Below are 19941 nucleotides of genomic sequence, written 5' to 3' on the forward strand. Positions count from 1 at the left end.
CATTATCCAGGAGGACAATCATGCCAGAACAATATGCAAATTCGAAGTTGAAAATTTTCACACTAAATTCCAATAGGGAATTAGCGGAAGAAATCGCAAAAGAAGTAGGAGTACCTCTAGGTAAAAGTACAGTTACTAGATTTAGTGATGGTGAAGTACAAATCAATATCGAAGAAAGTATTCGTGGATGCGATGTATTCATTGTTCAGTCAACTTCAGGTCCTGTAAACGAACATATTATGGAACTATTAATAATGCTTGATGCTCTAAAACGTGCTTCAGCTCGTACAATTAGTGTAGTGATTCCATATTACGGATATGCACGTCAAGACAGAAAAGCACGTGCTCGTGAACCAATTACTGCTAAACTTGTAGCAGATCTATTAACAACTGCAGGTGCAACTCGTGCAATTGTACTTGATTTACATGCTCCACAAATCCAAGGATTCTTTAATATTCCAATTGATCATCTAGTTGCAGCACCAATTTTATCTGACTACTTCCTAGGTAAAAACTTTGACCCGGCAGAATTGGTAATCGTGTCTCCTGATCACGGTGGTGTTACTCGTGCTCGTAAGATGGCAGATCGCCTTAAAGCACCAATTGCTATTATTGATAAACGTCGTCCTCGTCCGAATGTGGCAGAGGTTATGAATATCGTAGGTAATGTTGAAGGGAAAACGGCCATTCTAATAGACGATATTATTGATACAGCTGGAACTATCTCTATTGCAGCAGCAGCATTGATGGAAAGTGGAGCGAAAGAAGTTTATGCTTGCTGTACGCATCCAGTATTATCCGGTCCTGCTATTGAACGTATAGATAACTCAGTTATTAAAGAACTAGTTATTACAAACTCAATCCAATTATCGGATGATAAAATGTCACCGAAGATTAAAGAATTGTCTGTTGCTAAATTACTAGGCGATGCAATTGTACGTGTTTTCGAACAAAAGTCAGTTAGTACATTGTTTGATTAATTTCTAAAATGTTTGAACTTTCCTGAAGATGGGTATTTATATTTATAGAACGCAATTCAGGAGGATGAAGAATATTATGAGTACAGTAGTGAAAACACAAAAACGAGATAAAAAAGAAAATGCAAAACTTCGAAATAGTGGGTTTATACCTGCAATAGTATACGGTTATGAAGTGGAATCTCAGTCTATCGCTGTTAGTGAAAAGGACTTTACAAAAACACTTCGTGAAGTTGGTCGTAATGGTGTCATGAAATTAGACATTGATGGTAAATCAGTAAACGTTGTATTGAGTGACTATCAGACGAATGTTCTAAAAGGACAAATGATACATGCAGACTTTTTAGCGATCAACATGAAAGAAGAGTTAGAAGTAAATGTTGCAGTTAATGTTACTGGAACTTCCGTGGGTGTTTCTGAAGGTGGTATGCTTCAACAGCCAAATCGCGAACTTACAGTTACAGTGAAACCTTCAGACATTCCAGATAGTATTGATATAGATGTATCTGGAATGGCTATCGGAGATACATTGACCGTAGCTGACATTAGAGAAAAAGTGGATTATCCAATTACAAACGAAGATGACTATACATTGGTTACAGTATCAGCACCTCGAGTAGAAGAGGAAACAGAGGATACTGAGGAAGAGCCAGAAACAACAACAACAACAGAAGAATAATAAAACAAAAGAGGTTGTCTTTAGGCAACCTCTTTTGTTTTATATATGGTAAAATTAATTAAAACTTGTAATAAGGGAATGGAACGAATGAAAATTATCGTTGGTCTTGGAAATCCAGGGAAACAATATGAGGCTACGCGTCACAATATTGGTTTCCATGTAATCGATGAACTTTCTAAGAGATTAGATATACCACTTACACAGTCTAAATTTAATGGGATGTACGGTATTGGGCATGTTGGTACTGAAAAAGTTATGCTTTTAAAACCACTAACGTATATGAATCTATCTGGGGAATGTATTGTACCAATGATGGATTACTATGAAGTAAATGATGATGAAATAGTTGTTATTTATGATGATTTAGACTTACAGGTAGGGAAATTACGACTTCGACAAAAAGGTAGTGCTGGTGGACACAATGGTATTAAGTCAATTATCCAACACTTAGGCTCACAGGAATTCAACCGCATTCGAATTGGTGTAGACCGCCCTAAAAATGGTATGAAAGTTCCGGACTATGTGTTATCAAATTTTAGTGAAGATGAAAAAATAGAAATGATACATGCTGTAAAGAATAGTGCAAATGCATGTGAAGATTGGGTAACGAAAAAATTTCTAGATGTAATGAATACATACAATGGTGCATAAAAAGTAAAGAAAAAGCCTATACTTCCTAAAAAGGAGGTTTTATGGCTATGCCAATTCGTTATAAATGTCGCCATTGTGAAACAGAAATTGGGCAGTTGCCATTCGATCACATAGATGACCAGTTTCTACAAAAACACGAGCTTACACAAGAAGATCAACATATATACATTAAAAATGGAGCAGAGGGCGACTACACTGTGCAGTGTATTTGTGAAGAGTGCCAGGAGTCCCTTCAAAAATTCCCAAATTACTATGCGTTAAAAAAATGGATACAGTAGATGCTTTGGCACGAATTTCGTGCACAAAGCCTTTTTCTATTTAGATTGGAGGTATACAGATGGAACCTTTAAGTAACTTATTGATGGAAGACACACAAATACAAAAGCTAGTAAAAGAATTAGAGAGTGGTAGAGACCAACAGTTACTAACCGGTCTTACTCCTAGTGCTAGAGCTGTCTTTACTAATATGCTTTATAACACAAGGCAGGGAGCTATACTAATCGTAACGCCTAACCTTTTGCATGCTCAAAAACTAACAGAGGATCTAGTAAAACTAATTGGGGAGGACCATGTACGTTTATATCCTGCGGATGAGTTAATTGCAGCTGATATATCTGTTGCCAGTCCAGAACTTCGTGCACAAAGACTAGAAGCAATAGATCATATGTTAACACATGATAAAGGTGTTTATATCGTTCCTATTGCGGGGTTAAAAAAACATATGCCCTCCAAAAAAGATTGGCAAGCTAGTAGCATATCGATTGCAGAAGGGGAAGAAATCAGTTTAGATTCCTTTTTACAAAGGCTTGTAAATATGGGGTATGTACGCCAGTCTATGGTGACAGCACCTGGAGAATTCGCTTTACGCGGCGGAATAATCGATATTTATCCACTTTATCTAGAAAATCCTATTCGTATAGAACTATTTGATACAGAAGTGGATTCTATTCGGACCTTTTCTGCAGAAGACCAACGCTCGTTGGAAAAACGAAAAGATATACGAATTTTACCCGCTACAGAATTTGTGTTAACTGAAGAGAAAAAAATGCTGTTAGCAGAGAAATTAGAAGAGGCATTAGCCGAAAGTCTAGAAAAAGTTAAAATACCAGAAGTAAGGGATCTCTTCTACCAAAATATTCAGCAAGATATTGAGTTGTTAAAGCAAGGCGAACAACCGCAAGAATATATGAAATATGTTTCCTTGCTGGAAGAGACTAGTAGTTTTTTAGGGAACTACTTTAACAAAAATGGAACCGTTTTATTTGATGAGCTTGGAAGAATTCAAGAAGTAACAGAGACTTTAGAAAGAGAGGAAAATGATTGGATTCTTTCATTATTAGAAGAAGGTAAAACTGTACACCGTGTAAAACCCTCTTTTAATCTAAAAGAAATCATCCAGATGTTTTCTAACGAAAAGCTATACTTTTCGTTATTTTCTCGTACTTTTTCAGGAATTTCGATTAAAAAGAATATTAGCTTCTCTTGTAAACCAATGCAAAACTTCCATGGACAAATGCATTTATTGAAGAATGAAATCGAGCGATTTACGCAAGGAAAGTTCCGCTTGTTTATACTAGCGGATGGGAAAGATCGCATCCAAAAAATACATGAAGTGTTAGAAGATTATGAGATTCCTTCACAACTGGGTGCTTCAGCCAATGATATGATGTCACCTGGTATTTTTATCATAGAGGGAGATTTAGAAGCTGGTTTTGAACTTCCATTACAAAGAATAGCTGTTATTACCGACTCTGAGTTGTTTAAACAAAAGCATAAGAAAAAAACGAGAGCTCAAAAGGTAACGAATGCGGAGCGTATAAAAAGTTACTCCGAGATAAAACCAGGAGATAACGTTGTACATATACATCATGGTATTGGGAAATATATTGGAATCGAAACATTGCATGTTAATGGAGTTCACAAAGATTATCTTCATATTCGTTATCGTGGAGAGGACAAATTATTTGTTCCTGTTGATCAAATAGATCTTATTCAAAAGTATGTGGCATCTGGTGAAAAAGATCCAAAACTTCATAAGCTGGGCGGAGCAGATTGGAAGAAGACCAAAACAAAGGTATCAGCAGCAGTTCAAGATATTGCGGATGAGCTAATAAAGCTTTATGCAAAACGGGAAGCAGAAGTAGGTTATGCATTTGAACCTGATAGCGATATGCAGCAGTCCTTTGAAGCAGCGTTTCCTTATGAGGAAACGGAGGATCAGCTTCGTACTATAATTGAAGTGAAAAAGGATATGGAAAAACCTAGACCAATGGATCGTCTAGTTTGTGGAGACGTAGGTTATGGAAAAACGGAAGTTGCCATTAGAGCAGCATTTAAAGCCGTCATGGAAGGTAAACAAGTAGCCTTTCTCTGCCCAACAACTATATTGGCCCAACAGCATTATGAGACTATGTTAGAGCGTTTTCAAGATTTTCCGATTGAAGTTGGTCTACTAAGCCGCTTCCGCAACAAAAAACAACAAACTGAAACAATTAGTGGGTTGAAAAAAGGACTAGTAGATGTAGTGGTAGGTACACATAGAATTCTATCCAAAGACGTGGAGTATCACGACCTAGGTCTTTTAGTTGTGGATGAGGAACAACGATTTGGAGTTAAACATAAAGAACGGATTAAACAAATGAAGACAAATGTAGATGTCATGACGTTAACAGCTACACCTATACCTCGTACATTACATATGTCGATGATTGGAGTACGTGATCTTTCTGTCATTGAAACTCCCCCTAAAAACCGTTTCCCGGTTCAAACCTATGTGATGGAGCAAAATAGTGGGCTAGTCCGTGAATCAATTGAAAGAGAACTTGCTCGCGGGGGACAGGCATTTTATCTATACAATAGAGTAGAAGATATTACGAGAAAAGTCGATGAAATACAAATGTTAGTTCCAACTGCAAGGGTAGGATTTGCACATGGACAAATGAGTGAAACGGAATTAGAGTCCGTTATCATTAGCTTTATAGAGGGAGAATACGATGTTTTAGTTACTACGACCATCATCGAAACAGGTATCGATATCCCAAATGTAAATACACTTATTATTCAAGACGCTGATAAAATGGGACTTTCCCAATTATATCAACTACGTGGTCGGGTAGGACGATCTAATCGTGTTGCTTATGCTTATTTAATGCATCAAAGAGATAAAGTTTTGACCGATGTCGCAGAAAAACGACTGCAGGCTGTAAAAGAATTTACAGAGCTTGGTTCTGGCTTTAAAATTGCAATGCGTGATCTATCTATTCGGGGTGCCGGAAACCTATTGGGCTCTCAACAGCATGGATTTATTGACTCAGTTGGATTTGACCTTTATACACAAATGTTAGAAGAAGCTATTGCGGAAAAACGTACTGGTATTAAAAAAGAAGATATACCAGATATGGAAATTGTCCTATCTACGGATGCTTATATATCCGATGAATATATTCCTGATGGATATCAAAAGATCCAAATGTATAAACGTGTTAAAGCAATGGAAAAAGAAGAGGAATATTTTGATCTCCTAGATGAATTCCAAGACCGGTTCGGGGATATACCTCTCGAAGCAGAAAAATTACTTCGTATAGCACGTATGAAAATTTGGGGCATAGAAGTAGGAGTAGTGTCTATTAAGGAAGTAAACAAAGTTATATCAATTTCTATAAGTGCAGAAGGAACAAGGGATATTAATGGAGCGAAACTGGTAGAAGAATCTATGAAGTATGGACGTGCGGTTGGTTTTAATATGGATAACGGTAGTTTAGTACTGACAATTGATGAACGTAAAACAGGTAAATTTAATCCATTTGATGTATTGGAAGAAATGATGAGACTTTTGCCTGAATCTAAAAAAGAAATAGCAGACGTTAAGTAGGTCTTTGCATATTTTTGGCTAACATGATGCATACTATGGCAGAAATGAACTTTAGTTTCCAATCTGTCGAAAGTGAGGCATATTACATGAAAGCAACAGGCATCGTACGTCGTATTGATGATTTAGGTAGAGTAGTAATTCCCAAAGAGATACGTCGAACCCTTCGAATCCGAGAAGGAGATCCATTGGAAATTTTCACGGATAGAGAAGGAGAAATAATCTTAAAAAAATATTCACCTATTAGTGAGCTTGGAGATTTTGCGAAAGAATACGCGGAAACCTTATATGAAACTTTAGGTACTCCGGTATTAATATGTGACCGTGACGAAATGATTGCGGCAGCGGGACTCTCAAAGAAGGATTATTTGAATCGTAGGTTAAGTCCTGGGATTGAAGACATTATAGGTCAGCGCTCCATCGTAATGGAGAAACATGAAAACTCAGTTGAGTGGATTCCTGGAGTAGTTGAAACTGTAAAATCATATTGTATTGCCCCGATTATTGCTTCGGGAGATCCAATTGGAGCTGTACTCATTATTTCAAAAGTACATTTTATAGGCGAAGCTGAACTAAAAGCAATTGAAACTGCAGCAAACTTTTTGGCAAAACAAATGGAAAGTTAATAAAATCTTCCTCTTCTACAAAAGAGGAAGATTTTTTTTGTTATACTATTCCTATCGTATTATGGGAGTAGGATTGGTTATGAGTAATGACTGGAATATGAAAACTTATATGAAGGGTGCAGCTATGCTGACGATTGCTGCTATTATCGTCAAGTTACTAAGTGCGGTTTATCGGGTGCCTTTTCAAAATTTAGTAGGCGATGAAGGATTTTATATATACCAACAAGTGTATCCATTCATTGGCATTATCACTACTTGGACATCGTTTGGTTTCGCAGTTGCGCTGTCTAAAATACTATCGGACTATAAAGCGCTTGGAAAAGAGTATGCTATTCCAAGGATAAAAAAAATTGCTTTTTATTATATCGGATTTATTTCTATTTTATTTTTTATATTATTGTTTATGGGAGCTGGATTCTTAGCTGAAGCTATGGGTGATGCAAATCTTGCGCAGTTATTAAAAGCTGGTTCTTTCGTCATTTTACTAATGCCCATGCTTGCTGTATTAAAAGGGGATTTTCAATCGGATGGGCGCATGCAGCCAGTGGCTTATGCACAGGTGTTGGAACAGGCAGTGCGCGTTTTTGTCATATTATTTGGTACTTGGATTATCGTGTCTACAAGTTTTGATCTATATAAGGCGGGAAGTATGGCTATGTATGGTGCAGTGGCAGGTGAATTAGCTGGCGTCGTACTACTATCCTTTATTTATTGGAAATCGATGAAACATACAAAGACTGAAAAGGCCCAGCAAAATGTACCTGTGTGGCCAATTATAAAGAACTTAACGCTACTGAGCTTAAGTGCTAGTATTAGTGCACTATTATTCTTGCTGTTTCAGCTAGTCGATTCGTTTACAGTCTTTCAAGTCCTGATGGAAAGTGGTATGGAAAGACAACAGGCAATGGAGAAAAAAGGCGTCTATGACCGAGGGCAACCACTGGTCCAATTAGGTATTGTCATAGCATCTACGCTTTCTTTAGCAATCGTTCCTCTGGTAGCGCACCGGATGGGTAAAAACTCGGGAAGAACAGCAGTGCCTTTCATGCAACTAACATACCGAGTAGCATTTACTTTTGGAATTGCGGCAGCTCTAGGGCTAATTGTTGTTCTTCCATATGTAAATGAGATGCTATTTCAAACAAAAGAGGAATCTATGACGTTAATGGTTTTTTCTTTTCAAATTGTATGGATGTCTTTAATACTTACATTAATGGCAATGTTACAGGGCAGTGGAATGGTGAAGATACCTACGTTTTTCTTGCTGCTTGGAGTTTTGTGTAAGTGGTTGTTAAATAGTTTACTTGTCCCCACTTATGGAGTATTAGGAGCAGCTATCTCAGGTAATGTTAGTTTAGCGATTATCTATGTGTTGATGTGTTATTATTTTAAAAAGACTTGGAATATCCAATTTGCCCCTGCAGTTTTCTATAAAGGGATTACAAAAGCCTCCCTATTAATGATCGTGTGTGTTGTTGCTTATGTAGTATTGGCTGATGTCGTGTTATTTGATAATCTTTCTAGTAGAATACAATCGGTTGTCATTTCGTTAACTGCAGTTATGTTGGGTGCGGCAATTTTTTTAGTAAGTATAGCAAAAGATCGTGTGATAGCAGAGAAAGAGTGGTTTTTATTGCCATTTGGTAGACGAATGGCGACTTTTCAGCTTTGGTTAAATAAAGAAAAGTAAGGTTGTGAGTAATATGAATGAAATTACGATTATTGGTCTTGGAGCGGGTGACCTAGATCAGCTGCCATTAGGTATATATAAAAAGTTAAAAACGGCCGAGTACTTGTATGTTCGGACGGAGCAGCACCCAGTTTTAGAAGAGCTAAAAGCAGAAGGACTTTCCTTCACTAGTTTCGATACAGTGTACGAAAATAATGATCAATTCGAAGGTGTCTATGAAGAAATTGTAAAACGGCTTCTAGAATTGGCACAAGAGCAATCAGTTATATATGCAGTACCTGGACATCCATTAGTTGCCGAACAAACAGTTCAGCTCTTAATTGAAGCGGAAAAACAAGGGAAAATTAAAATCCGTATAGAAGGTGGACAAAGTTTTCTAGACCCCATTTTTGGCGCTTTACGGATTGATCCCATTGAAGGATTTCAATTACTAGACGGAACAAGCTTTAAGCGTGATGAAGTTCAAATGAATGCACATGTGCTAATTGGACAAGTATATGATGCATTTAGTGCTTCCGAAGTAAAACTAACTCTAATGGAAAAGTATCCCGACGACTATGAGGTAACGATTGTAACTGCTGCAGGGTCTGCTACAGAAAGTTTAACGAAGGTCCCATTATTTGAACTGGACCGAGTGATGAAGTTAGATAATCTTACTACATTATACGTTCCGCCAATCTATAAAAAAGAAGATCGCTTAAAAGAGTGGCAAACACTTCGTCAAATTGTTTCTGAACTAAGGGGTCCTAACGGGTGTCCATGGGATAAGGAACAAACACATACAACCTTAAAGAAATACGCTGTAGAAGAGGTGTATGAGCTTCTACAGGCGATTGACGAGGAAGACGATGATCATATTGTAGAAGAATTAGGCGACGTTCTGTTACAAGTGTTTTTACATGCACAAATAGGAGAAGATAACGGATATTTTAGTATGGAAGACGTATTAAACGCTATTTCTGACAAAATGATTCGTAGACACCCTCATGTATTTGGTGAAGTAACAGTAGATAGCACGGAAGACGTTCTCCGTAATTGGCAACAAATAAAGGCAGAAGAAAAAAGAGATTCTGGTGATTCTTTATTAGAAGGAGAAATGCGAGCGGACTCTTCCTTGCTTACTTCTTTTAATTATCAAAAGAAAGTTGCGAAGGTTGGTTTTGACTGGCCAGACGTTTCAGGGGCTTGGGAAAAGTTTGAGGAAGAGCTCGGCGAATGGAAGAAAGAATTAGCGGAGGGTACAAAAGATTCACAAGTAGATGAATTAGGTGATTTGCTATTTACTATTGTAAATTTAGCGCGTTTTTATAGTTTATCTCCCGAGCAGGCAATGATTCAGGCTAATAAAAAGTTTAAAAGCAGATTCCAATTTATAGAGAGAAGTGTGAAGAGTGGAAAAGGAGACTTTTCTCACTATACTTTAGAAGAGCTAGATCTCTTTTGGAAAGAAGCTAAAAAATTAGAAGGGCAGTGACGAAATGAGATTAGATAAATACTTAAAGGTTTCCAGACTTATCAAGCGTAGAACATTAGCAAAAGAAGTAGCGGACCAAGGTAGAATAACGATTAATGGCAAAGTAGCAAAAGCAAGCGCAGATGTAAAAGCTGGGGATGAATTGTCCATTAGATTTGGTCAAAAAGTAGTAACTGCAACGGTAGATGCGGTTAGAGATTCTGCGAAAAAAGAAGAGGCATCATTGATGTTTACAATTATAAAAGAAGAGAGATTAGAAAAAGTAGATCCAGAATTTATTGATGATGAAGATTAGTTAGATATTTTTGTCTAAAACTGTTTATGTAGTATTCGAATGGCTTTGGACTGGCGGGTCGCTACATTATTACCGAGTGAATTTTTAAAGAGGTGGTTGTGACAGAAGTCACATCATGCCTCTTTTTCTATCGATAATTTTATGGCGTTTGTCTGTCCGCCATCCTTCTATAACTCTTAGAAACAGGTTAGTGCATTTTGAGATAACTAGAGATAAAATACTTTCCTACTTAAAGAGGAAGCTCGCGAAGATACAATTTCGCGAGCTACTTTGCTTCTCTATTGGCTATATACTTACTATTTCTCTAGATTTCCACTAGATAATAGAAAATCTACTTTCTTCATCCTTCATGATGAAATAGTATTCCTAATTCAACAGACGGTTATTTATTATAATTGCTTTGGTTACTCTTCTCATCTAAGCGATAGGCTATACTCTATCTTATAGTAATGTACTACTCACATAATTGATTGTAGTGAAAGGTGGCGACTCCGGCGGGATGAGTGAGTCAGATGAGATATCAAAACGACGCGTTAGCGACGGTGATAGCTCATCGCTCACCCCTCGGAGGCCAACAGGATGTTGGTCACGAAGGCGTTGCCACACGAGTGGCGCTCTTAGCCTTTGAACCCCACCTGTAACGGAAATCAGTAGTGTTATTATTCCATAGATCTAATTCTTTAGTATTCAGGTACTCTAGAATCTAGAGAAGTACCAAATAGAAATTAAATAGTTTCTTGTGAAAAAAAGCATGGTAGTTTGTCATGCTTTTTTTTTTGGAGCATACAATAAAATAGGACAAGAGAGGAGAGAGTATATATGCAATATCAAGCAGAAAATCAAACAATTACTATTCCATCGGGGGACCATTTGATTTCGCTTAGAAATCGTAAGCGCATGGACTTAACGTCTGTAAAATCTATTGAAAAATTTGATCAACAAGAATTTTATGTGAGAACTTCTCAAGGTATACTTCACATCAAAGGAGAAGACTTAAAAATTGTCCATCTTGATGTTGATAAAGGATTATTAACTTTGGAAGGAATCGTTCGGGCAATGCAGTATGATGATGAGCAAAGTTTAGACGGCGCTAGAGGATTACTTCATAAATTATTCGGATGACACTCTCATTACAATTCTTTAGTCTATTACTAATGGTCTGTAGTGGGGTATTGGTAGGGGCAATAATCGAAGGAACGCGCTTTATAACGGAAAGTTTCCCGAGGCGTTCCTACGTTTATAAATATCGTGTAGTGCTGGAGGTATTTGTTTGGATCGCACTGGGTTTAGGCTCATTTTATATACTTTATGATGTGCGGGATGGCGTATGGAGAATTTACGACCCATTAGCACAAATAGTAGGTATTCTCTTATACGATCAATTATTTCAGCCAGTGTTTCGTTTAACAGGTAGAATTATCTTGCGTTTGATCATCCAACCAATTTGGTGGATAATTCATTTCATTTGGATAGTTATTAATAAAGTTATTCATCTTATTTGGATGCTCATCTCCTTCATCTTAAAACCATTTCAATATATATTTCGAAAAACGTGGCATTTGGCCCTTCAGAAAAAGCCAAACTTCCGTTATAATAGAAAGTACACAAAAAAATTGAAATAGTTTGATAGGAGAGGGCAAAATGGGAGAGAAGCAAAGAAACATACCTACACGGAAACAAATTGCATCGATTAATACTGATTATGTTCGCTCTATCGAACGCCAAGAAAATCGGATCAAAGCAAAAAAGGTTCGTTTAGCTAGACGATTAGTATTATTTACAATTTTATCTTTTGCTTTAGTTGGATTATTAGTATCTACCCTATTGAATAGCAAAAGTGCATATGAAGAAAAACAATTACAAAAAGAGCAAGTGGCTCAGGAGTTGGAACAAGTTAAGGAAGAGCAAGAAATTCTTAAAGTGCAAATTTCAAAACTTAACGATGATGAGTACATTGGCAAACTATTAAGAAAGCAATATTTCCTTTCTGAGGAGGGTGAAATAATATTCACTTTGCCTGGAAAAGAAGAAAAATAACTTTAAAAAAACAAAAGCAAAAGAGTAGTCTTATTGACACTCTTTTTTTGTTAGCTATAATAAAGGTAGGGATTTGTACGGAAAAGCGTATAAGTTCGAAAAAAGAGTCGCTTAAATTTTAAGGAGGAGCATTTTTTTTATGTCAATTGAAGTAGGCAGCAAGGTAGAAGGTAAAGTAACAGGAATCACAAATTTCGGAGCATTCGTCGAACTACCAGGAGGCTCAACAGGTCTTGTTCACATTAGTGAAGTGGCGGACAATTATGTAAAAGATATTAATGAGCATCTGAAGGTTGGAGATGTGGTTGAAGTTAAAGTGATGAATGTTGAAGCGGATGGCAAAATCGGATTATCTATTCGAAAAGCAAAGCCTCAAGCGGAAAGACCAGAGAGACCCGAACGTCCTCAACGTCCACGTGGTGGTAATAATCGTCCAAATGATCGCGATCGTCCAATGAAAGAGAATTTTGAGCAAAAAATGACTAGATTCTTGAAGGATAGCGAAGATCGTTTGTCTACGTTGAAGCGCGCGACAGAATCTAAGCGCGGTGGCAGAGGCGCTAAAAGAGGATAATTTGCTGTCTGTTTTATAGGTAGAAAAAATGTCATATAGATGAAAAGGTGTTGGGCTATGCTAACACCTTTTTTTTGTACACAAAATAGAAGATTAAGCATATCCTTAAAGTAAGGTAACATTAAAAACATAGATATGTTTGAACTTTCAAGGAGGTTATTAGATGGATGCAATGGATGTACTAACGAATATAGAACATGTTAAAGCATATTATCAACCAATTTTTAGTGCGGACGAACATATTGTAATTGCGTATGAAGTATTAGGGAAGTTAGTCAACAAAGAGCAGCTTATAAATTTAAATACCTTTGCATATGATGAGGATATTCCGGTAGAGTATCGATTAGAAGTTGAACGTAAAATATTGCGCTTAGCTCTATCAGAGTTAATGGAAAAGACTAATGACTATGATATATACTTGCCGTGCAACGCGAATTTACTAATACTAGACTATGGAGAGAGTTACTTAGATATTATTAATGAGTTTGTCTCAGAAGACTATCTTTCAAGAATTGTACTAGTCCTTTCAGAGCATGATTATAAAGGTGATTTTGGTAAACTTAGTAATATACTGAAATATTACCGTACTTACGGTATAAAGATAGCTATAAATCAGGTAGGTTCGGAAAGTCATATAGATTATATAAAAATGTTGTCACCAAATATATTAAAAGTAAATATAGAAAAATTGAGTTATGAGTCTTGGAGTGCGCAAAATGACTTATTTACATCCTTAGGATCGCTTGCTCGGAAGATAGGGGCTAATATGCTGTTTGAAGGGATCGATAGTGTACACCAACTTCAATTTGCTTGGAAAAATGGCGGACGATATTATCAGGGGAAATATCTAGCAACAGCTCAAGCAGATACAGTCTCAAGAGAATTGTTAAAAGATCATTTTAAAGAAAAGTTTCAGCAATTTATAACAACAGAAAAGCGATTACTTGAAGAGAAATATAATGAATTAAAAAATTTGCAGAATATGTTAGAAACAGCAATTGGACATATAAATCCAACTAGTGACAATATAGAGCGGCTTTTATTACTTGCAGAAGAGTTAAATGATTGCTCATTCCGAATATATATTTGTAATGAAGATGGATTTCAACTATCCCCTAATATTATGCAAGTCGACAAAAAGTGGACAGTGCAAGAGGATGCTGTCAACAAAAATTGGAGTTGGCGTCCATACTTCTTAAAAACAATTATAAAAATGCGTAATGACCAAAGTGGTGTATTTTCGGACATGTATAGCGACATTGAAACAGGAGAAATGATGCGTACATTCTCCATTCCACTTAACGATAGGGAATATTTGTTTATTGATATCTCATACGACTATTTATTTAAATATAATATTTTTAGGTAAACTCATAAATAATGGGGGCTAAGCTTGTGACGAAAGAGGAACTATTAAAATCTTATAATGAATATATCAATTGGCTAGATTCTTTATATATATTAGACGAAATAAGAGCAACTGCACCATATACGAACGGAAAGTGGTCCCCAAATGAAATAGTGATGCATCTTGCAGAATGGGACCGATTTACTGTGGAACAGCGCCTACCAAATATGAAAGAAGGGGAAAGGTGTGAAGGGTATCCTGATTTTGAAGCATTTAACGCAAAAGCCGCAGCCCTTGCTCATGAACAAACATTTAAAGAAACCCTTTCTTATGCCAAAAAACAACGTCAAAAAATTATCGAAAAACTTCAGCAAATTGATGAAATAGATTGGAACAAAGTTTTTTATATTGGTAATAGTGAGTGTACTGTTCGTAGTTATTTCACAGACTTTTTGGAGCATGATGCGCACCATAGAAAACAAATCTCGGCTCTATGAAGGGTCTTGCATTTGTAAGGTTAAAAGGAATCTTTTTAAACAACTTCGACAAATTGCATACTTTTCAACATAAAAAAGCAGTTCCTAAAATTCTTAGGAACTGCTTTTTGAGATGACCCCTACGGGATTCGAACCCGTGTTACCGCCGTGAAAGGGCGGTGTCTTAACCGCTTGACCAAGGGGCCGTAAAATATGGCGGCCGAGGGGATCGAACCCCCGACCTCACGGGTATGAACCGTACGCTCTAGCCAGCTGAGCTAGGCCGCCGTTTTAACGAACAAATTATATATTACAAGCGTTTTGCCAAAGTGTCAATGCTTCTTTAAGAGAATTTTAAAAAGATTAAAAGAAAGTTTGTTGCGAATATTCAAATCATTTAATTTATTAGCTGATGAAGTCGAAAAGTTATTTTAAGTTCACGTCAGAAACAGACATACTTTTTGTAGTAATACTAGGTATACTTCCATCAATAGTTGAATAGGAGGTATTCGCTTTGAAGGTTTACGAACAGGAACAAAAACGCGGTATATCGATAAGAAAGATTATGGAGGGTTTCAAAGCCAAGAGAGTAACGCTTTTCTTTTCTATCATTTTTCTACTTCTATCATTTTTTCTAGCACAAGTTGTATTGTTCGAGGCCTCGGTTCCATTTTTCCTTCCTCTTTGGGCACTGGTTAATCTGAGGTTTCAACGTTTCGTACCTTGGACAGTTGCAGGTGCTATTCTAGGAAGCTTTACTCTCGGATTTGGACAAGTAATTATTCATGCTATGCAGGCATTATTATTTCCGTTTTATCAAAATCGATTTATTAGGAAGATCCCACTACCTTTATATGTGCTAATAGATGTCGTATGTATACAAATTGTGTGGCAGTTCGTTTCTTATGGGGGAGAGATTCCAGTTTCAATCTGGCTAGCCATTGGATATGAAGGCATACTAAGTCTATTTATGACCATATTTTTGTTTCAGTTATTTCTTCCCTTTCCGGACCTATTGCACAAAAGGTGGACAGGAGAAAGAATGGGTGCTGCATTACTTATAGGAGCACTTGTCTTGACTGGAATGTCTTCGTATATATTTGGTTACGTATCAATTCCGTTAATGGCGGCTCATTTGGTCATAGCGGTATCAGCGGCAATCGGAGGAGTCCAACTGGCAACGGTAGTAGCCGTACTTTCTGGAACAATATTAAGTATTTCCAAGCTTAGCTTTAGCGGTATGATTGCTGTCTACGCGGTAACTGGCTTCTTGGCAGGACTTCATAAGCCTTTTGGGAGACTGTGGCAAGCGTTTAGTATGCTCGGTGCTACATTTTTCTTTATATTATATGATCGCACCTTACCTTTAGATTCTGTATATATAGGATCACTTGTCATTGCCTCTCTATTATTCTTTATGGTTCCTTCTGCGTGGATTAAGCAATTGAAAGATCAATTGTATCCTGATACAACAAGTGTTCTTTTAAGAAGACAAAAGTGGATGACAGAAAAAGTAAATCATCAGCTTCAAGAGTTTCAGCATTTTGTCGACTTTATCACTCGGTTTATATCGGAGAAATTTGATTCGAAGGCGCTGAGAAAGGATGAAAAAACAGTGCCACTTCCAATTTGTCGTTCATGCTTTCAATATGAAAAATGTTGGGGAGAAAAATCCAATGGTATGCCTGTATTGATAAAGGAATGGGAAGACCAACCTAAAAAGTCTAGAATGCAAACAGAGAATCGAATTCAATATAAATGCGTAAAACCAATACAAGTGATGCATGAGCTGAAGGAAAAAGAAGCTAAGCAACAGCTCACGTATGAATTACAGCATGGAAAGAAGATGTTTGCGCTCAAATTGAAAGACATGGGCAATCACATGAGTGGGTTGATGAGCAATTTAGAAAACAATATAACTATGTATTCTTCTCATGAAGAAGTGATTAAAGAAAAGTTCCAACAAGCAAATATTCCCTTCTTCCAAATAGATGTGTTGAATATTGAGATAGGACAAATGGAGATTGTTTGTTGTTTACCAATTGAAGCAAGAGCAAAAATGGTAGGGGAACGTTTAATTGTTCCATTATTATATGACCTGTTGAACGAACCGTTTGAAATTACAGCTATGAAAGAAATCCATCACCCATACGAGCATATTCAATTAACGTGCAAATCGTCTGTTCGTTTTCAACTTACACATGATGTGTATACATCATCAAGTAAAAACACCATCTATTCGGGGGATGCCCATGCAGTATTCCCATTGCATCCAGGATTGATGGCAGTTATTTTATCAGATGGAATGGGGAATGATTTAGAGGCGCATAGAGAAAGTAGACGTGTCATGCAGTTCATGAGGGAGTGTTTAAATAAAAAAATGGATCCAGAAACAACCATGCATACACTGCACTACATGATGAGTCTACAAAATGACAATGATAGCTATGCAACTGTAGACCTTGCATTGATAGATCTGCAAAAAGGAGAATTGTGGTCTTGGAAGGCCGGAAGTATGTCGACATATCTAATTCGCGGAAATGAAATGAGAAAAATAGAAAGCAAACATGTCCCATTCGGATTCCTACCTACTTTCTCAATAGAAGCCAGAAAAATGGACATAAAAGACGGAGATGTATTGGTTATGCTCTCAGACGGTGTATTTTCAGGAAACACGACTGTCGAAAAACAGGAGCAATATTATCAAAAAATACTACAAGACCCAACCATGAATGCAGAACGCTTTGTGAAAATGTTAGAACAAACTTACTCACTACCAGGAGACGACCGCACAGTTATTTTCATGCATGTAGAGCATGTAGTACCAGAATGGTCCCTATTCACACCACGCCAAACAGCCAAACACCAAGAAAGAATGGTACACTAATAGAAAAGCGAAAGGTGCCCGTAAGCCTCGACAAGCGCTGGAAGACAAACGGTAAAGGCGTACTTTGCCTTAACCGTTTGTCTGAAGCGACTCGAGAGGCTGGCACCTGTAGCTAGACAGAATAGAAAAGCGAAAGCGCCTATGTCTGCCCTGGCAGGCACTGGAAGAATTTCGTGGAAAGGCGACCTTGCCTTTCTCGAAATTCTGAAGTGACCCGAAGGGCAAGGCGCTGTAGCTAGACAGAATAGAAAAGCGAAAGCTCCTATAGGGAAGGGTAGTCTAGGATGCGACATCGTGTCCTAGACTGCATAACCCTCATCGTGCGGACCCGTCAGGTCGGGTATTCACTAGGAGAGGGACCAATAATAGAGGTGGAAAAATGCATCCTTTCATTTTAAAAGTAAAAAAATATATAGATAAGTACCAGCTAATACAAAGGGGTGATCGTCTTCTTCTAGCTTGTTCTGGAGGAGCAGACTCGGTTGCTGCGGTGCTTACCTTTCATGAACTTAAGAAGTTATATAATTTACAGCTGGGTATTGTTCATACGGATCACCAGCTTCGAGGGGCAGAGTCGGCAGAAGATATGCACTTTGTTGAACAATTAGCTATTCGATTAGACATTTCTTTTTATGGTACTACACTGGAAGTGCCTTCTAGAGTCGAGGCAGAAGGTGGAAATGTTCAGGTGATATGCAGAGAAGAAAGGTATGCTTACTTTGATACTGTTATGAAACAAGAAAACTTTGATAAGCTAGTATTCGGTCACCATGCAGATGACCAGATAGAAACAATAATAATGTCATTGGTAAGAGGGACGTTGGCATCTTCTCTTACAGGAATACCGATAACAAGACCTTTTTCAAACGGTAGCATCATTCGTCCATTCCTATGTGTAACGAAGGATGAGATTTTGGATTATGTTCAGTTTCAAAAACAAGCATTTAGACATGACCCCAGTAACGATAAACATACATATACAAGAAATCGTTTACGCCATACTGTTGTACCTCTTTTGCGTCAAGAAAATGTACATGTGGCCGATAGTATCCGGACGTTCGTAGAAAAACAACAACAAGATGACCACTTTTTACAGACACTTGCAAAAGAGAAGTTTGACCAGCTTGTGACAGTTAAAAGTGAATCGAGCTTTTTTATGGATTCAATGCAGTTTAGGGAAATTCCAGTTGCTTTACAAAGAAGAGTGATTCTAATACTATTAAAGTATCTGTATGATAGCTCTAGTGCGCTATTAAATAATCGCTTAATTGAATCTATTTTAACTGCTTGTAATGAGCAGGATGGGAATACAGTGATTCATTTACCAAAAGATTTTTCCTTCATACGTCATTACAGTCAAATCCAGTTTTCCTCCACTCCCCTAAAATCTCTACCAATTCAAAGTCAAATAATTGATGAAGACTGTTGGGTAGAAGTTGGCACTGGTTATTCGATATACTTGACTAGAAACTTAAACGAGCAGATTCCTTCCGATGAAAAGTGGTTTATCCAATTGGACAGTGATTCATTACCTCTTTCTATACGAACGAGGATAGAAGGAGATCGAATACATTTAAAAGGGATGTCTACTCCAAAAAAAGTTTCACGATTGTTTATTGATGAAAAAATTTCGAGTGAAAAACGAGAGGGTTGGCCAATACTTATATCAGCTAAAAATGATATAATGGCTGTAATAGGTCTTCGTTGCGGGCAGCAACTTGAAAAGAATAGAACTACGCAAAATTTTGTATTATACGTGAAGAGATATTAAGCCATAGGAGGATTTAACGATGTTAGAAAAGGATATTTTAGAAGTTCTGTTATCTGAGGAACAAATCAATCAAAAAACACGTGAATTGGGAGCCTTATTAACTGAAGAGTACAAGGATCAATACCCACTTGCAATTGGAATTTTAAAAGGTGCAATGCCTTTCATGTCTGATTTGATGAAACGTGTGGATACATACATTGAAATGGATTATATGGATGTATCAAGTTATGGCAATGCAACAGTTTCTTCTGGAGAGGTTAAAATCGTAAAAGATTTGAACACAAGTGTGGAAGGAAGAGATATTTTAATAATCGAAGACATAATCGATAGCGGGATGACATTAAGTTACTTAGTGGACCTTTTCAAATATCGTAAAGCAAAATCCATTAAAATTGTTACTTTGTTAGACAAACCAACTGGTAGAAAAGTAGACTTAAAAGCAGACTTTGTAGGCTTTGAAGTTCCAGATGCATTTGTGGTTGGATACGGATTAGATTATGCAGAAAAGTATCGTAACTTACCATATGTAGGTGTATTGAAGAAAGAAGTTTACAGTTTTTAGTTTTAAGCCTAGTTAAAAGGCTTTTC

At 37.2% G+C, this 19941-nt stretch carries 18 protein-coding genes and 2 tRNA genes; 18 read left to right on the plus strand and 2 right to left on the minus strand.

Going from position 1 to position 19941, the window contains the following annotated elements; genetic code table 11:
* The first annotated feature begins 20 nt into the window (after positions 1 to 20).
* The 15 genes from BM260_RS17540 (at position 21) to BM260_RS17610 (ending at position 14716) form a co-directional block, all read left to right on the plus strand.
* Positions 21 to 980: a ribose-phosphate diphosphokinase gene (locus tag BM260_RS17540; protein WP_093538639.1), complete on the plus strand. Its 960-nt coding sequence runs from the start codon at positions 21 to 23 to the stop codon at positions 978 to 980.
* A gap of 76 nt (positions 981 to 1056) precedes the next feature.
* Positions 1057 to 1656, plus strand: coding sequence for a 50S ribosomal protein L25/general stress protein Ctc (locus BM260_RS17545; RefSeq protein ID WP_093538640.1), 600 nt, complete (start codon positions 1057 to 1059; stop codon positions 1654 to 1656).
* A gap of 87 nt (positions 1657 to 1743) precedes the next feature.
* On the plus strand, positions 1744 to 2307 hold the full coding sequence (gene pth / locus BM260_RS17550; protein WP_093538669.1) for an aminoacyl-tRNA hydrolase: 564 nt from the start codon (positions 1744 to 1746) through the stop codon (positions 2305 to 2307).
* Between the two features lie 47 nt (positions 2308 to 2354).
* A complete protein-coding gene (locus BM260_RS17555) occupies positions 2355 to 2585 on the plus strand; it encodes an anti-sigma-F factor Fin (RefSeq protein WP_093538670.1) in 231 nt (76 codons plus the stop codon).
* Positions 2586 to 2644: 59 nt separating this feature from the next.
* On the plus strand, positions 2645 to 6178 hold the full coding sequence (gene mfd, locus BM260_RS17560; protein ID WP_093538641.1) for a transcription-repair coupling factor: 3534 nt from the start codon (positions 2645 to 2647) through the stop codon (positions 6176 to 6178).
* Between the two features lie 86 nt (positions 6179 to 6264).
* A complete protein-coding gene (gene spoVT, locus BM260_RS17565) occupies positions 6265 to 6801 on the plus strand; it encodes a stage V sporulation protein T (RefSeq protein ID WP_093538671.1) in 537 nt (178 codons plus the stop codon).
* A 79-nt stretch (positions 6802 to 6880) separates the two neighbouring features.
* The gene (locus BM260_RS17570) at positions 6881 to 8491 is read left to right on the plus strand and encodes a putative polysaccharide biosynthesis protein (RefSeq protein WP_093538672.1); all 1611 of its coding nucleotides are present in this window, start codon (positions 6881 to 6883) and stop codon (positions 8489 to 8491) included.
* 13 nt (positions 8492 to 8504) lie between these two features.
* Complete coding sequence (gene yabN, locus BM260_RS17575) at positions 8505 to 9965, plus strand: bifunctional methyltransferase/pyrophosphohydrolase YabN (RefSeq protein ID WP_093538642.1); 1461 nt, start codon at positions 8505 to 8507, stop codon at positions 9963 to 9965.
* 4 nt (positions 9966 to 9969) lie between these two features.
* Positions 9970 to 10260 (plus strand): RNA-binding S4 domain-containing protein, encoded by a 291-nt coding sequence (locus BM260_RS17580; RefSeq protein WP_093538643.1) that lies wholly within the window; start codon positions 9970 to 9972, stop codon positions 10258 to 10260.
* An 819-nt stretch (positions 10261 to 11079) separates the two neighbouring features.
* On the plus strand, positions 11080 to 11382 hold the full coding sequence (gene yabP, locus BM260_RS17585) for a sporulation protein YabP (protein WP_093538644.1): 303 nt from the start codon (positions 11080 to 11082) through the stop codon (positions 11380 to 11382).
* Positions 11379 to 11882 (plus strand): spore cortex biosynthesis protein YabQ, encoded by a 504-nt coding sequence (gene yabQ, locus BM260_RS17590; RefSeq protein ID WP_093538645.1) that lies wholly within the window; start codon positions 11379 to 11381, stop codon positions 11880 to 11882. The genes yabP and yabQ overlap by 4 nt, the downstream gene beginning before the upstream one ends.
* A gap of 19 nt (positions 11883 to 11901) precedes the next feature.
* Entirely contained in the window at positions 11902 to 12297 is a 396-nt protein-coding gene (locus BM260_RS17595) for an FtsB family cell division protein (RefSeq protein ID WP_093538646.1), read from the plus strand.
* Between the two features lie 139 nt (positions 12298 to 12436).
* Entirely contained in the window at positions 12437 to 12871 is a 435-nt protein-coding gene (locus tag BM260_RS17600; RefSeq protein WP_093496479.1) for a S1 domain-containing RNA-binding protein, read from the plus strand.
* A gap of 163 nt (positions 12872 to 13034) precedes the next feature.
* Positions 13035 to 14240, plus strand: coding sequence for an EAL domain-containing protein (locus BM260_RS17605; RefSeq protein WP_093538647.1), 1206 nt, complete (start codon positions 13035 to 13037; stop codon positions 14238 to 14240).
* Positions 14241 to 14266: 26 nt separating this feature from the next.
* Positions 14267 to 14716 carry a DinB family protein gene (locus BM260_RS17610; RefSeq protein ID WP_093538648.1) on the plus strand — a complete coding sequence of 150 codons (450 nt, stop codon included), beginning with the start codon at positions 14267 to 14269 and terminating at the stop codon, positions 14714 to 14716.
* A 113-nt stretch (positions 14717 to 14829) separates the two neighbouring features.
* On the opposite strand, the gene BM260_RS17615 is transcribed toward BM260_RS17610, so the two are convergent.
* A tRNA-Glu gene (locus BM260_RS17615) sits at positions 14830 to 14901 on the minus strand.
* A gap of 8 nt (positions 14902 to 14909) precedes the next feature.
* A tRNA-Met gene (locus BM260_RS17620) sits at positions 14910 to 14983 on the minus strand.
* 226 nt (positions 14984 to 15209) lie between these two features.
* On the opposite strand from BM260_RS17620, the gene BM260_RS17625 reads away from it, so the two are divergent.
* The 3 genes from BM260_RS17625 (at position 15210) to hpt (ending at position 19915) form a co-directional block, all read left to right on the plus strand.
* Positions 15210 to 17582: a SpoIIE family protein phosphatase gene (locus BM260_RS17625; RefSeq protein ID WP_093538649.1), complete on the plus strand. Its 2373-nt coding sequence runs from the start codon at positions 15210 to 15212 to the stop codon at positions 17580 to 17582.
* A 379-nt stretch (positions 17583 to 17961) separates the two neighbouring features.
* A complete protein-coding gene (gene tilS / locus BM260_RS17630; protein ID WP_093538650.1) occupies positions 17962 to 19353 on the plus strand; it encodes a tRNA lysidine(34) synthetase TilS in 1392 nt (463 codons plus the stop codon).
* 19 nt (positions 19354 to 19372) lie between these two features.
* The gene (hpt, locus tag BM260_RS17635; protein WP_093538651.1) at positions 19373 to 19915 is read left to right on the plus strand and encodes a hypoxanthine phosphoribosyltransferase; all 543 of its coding nucleotides are present in this window, start codon (positions 19373 to 19375) and stop codon (positions 19913 to 19915) included.
* Positions 19916 to 19941: the final 26 nt, after the last annotated feature.

Source organism: Psychrobacillus psychrotolerans (assembly GCF_900115805.1).
GTDB classification, from domain to species: Bacteria; Bacillota; Bacilli; order Bacillales_A; family Planococcaceae; genus Psychrobacillus; species Psychrobacillus psychrotolerans.

Coding starts and splice junctions, on each gene's coding strand:
- BM260_RS17605 (WP_093538647.1), top strand. CDS start 13,035: ATGGATGCAATGGATGTACTAACGAATATAGAACATGTTAAAGCATAT.
- BM260_RS17540 (WP_093538639.1), top strand. CDS start 21: ATGCCAGAACAATATGCAAATTCGAAGTTGAAAATTTTCACACTAAAT.
- BM260_RS17555 (WP_093538670.1), top strand. CDS start 2,355: ATGCCAATTCGTTATAAATGTCGCCATTGTGAAACAGAAATTGGGCAG.
- BM260_RS17595 (WP_093538646.1), top strand. CDS start 11,902: ATGGGAGAGAAGCAAAGAAACATACCTACACGGAAACAAATTGCATCG.
- tilS (WP_093538650.1), top strand. CDS start 17,962: ATGCATCCTTTCATTTTAAAAGTAAAAAAATATATAGATAAGTACCAG.
- yabQ (WP_093538645.1), top strand. CDS start 11,379: ATGACACTCTCATTACAATTCTTTAGTCTATTACTAATGGTCTGTAGT.
- hpt (WP_093538651.1), top strand. CDS start 19,373: ATGTTAGAAAAGGATATTTTAGAAGTTCTGTTATCTGAGGAACAAATC.
- spoVT (WP_093538671.1), top strand. CDS start 6,265: ATGAAAGCAACAGGCATCGTACGTCGTATTGATGATTTAGGTAGAGTA.
- BM260_RS17570 (WP_093538672.1), top strand. CDS start 6,881: ATGAGTAATGACTGGAATATGAAAACTTATATGAAGGGTGCAGCTATG.
- BM260_RS17580 (WP_093538643.1), top strand. CDS start 9,970: ATGAGATTAGATAAATACTTAAAGGTTTCCAGACTTATCAAGCGTAGA.
- BM260_RS17600 (WP_093496479.1), top strand. CDS start 12,437: ATGTCAATTGAAGTAGGCAGCAAGGTAGAAGGTAAAGTAACAGGAATC.
- BM260_RS17545 (WP_093538640.1), top strand. CDS start 1,057: ATGAGTACAGTAGTGAAAACACAAAAACGAGATAAAAAAGAAAATGCA.
- pth (WP_093538669.1), top strand. CDS start 1,744: ATGAAAATTATCGTTGGTCTTGGAAATCCAGGGAAACAATATGAGGCT.
- mfd (WP_093538641.1), top strand. CDS start 2,645: ATGGAACCTTTAAGTAACTTATTGATGGAAGACACACAAATACAAAAG.
- yabP (WP_093538644.1), top strand. CDS start 11,080: ATGCAATATCAAGCAGAAAATCAAACAATTACTATTCCATCGGGGGAC.
- yabN (WP_093538642.1), top strand. CDS start 8,505: ATGAATGAAATTACGATTATTGGTCTTGGAGCGGGTGACCTAGATCAG.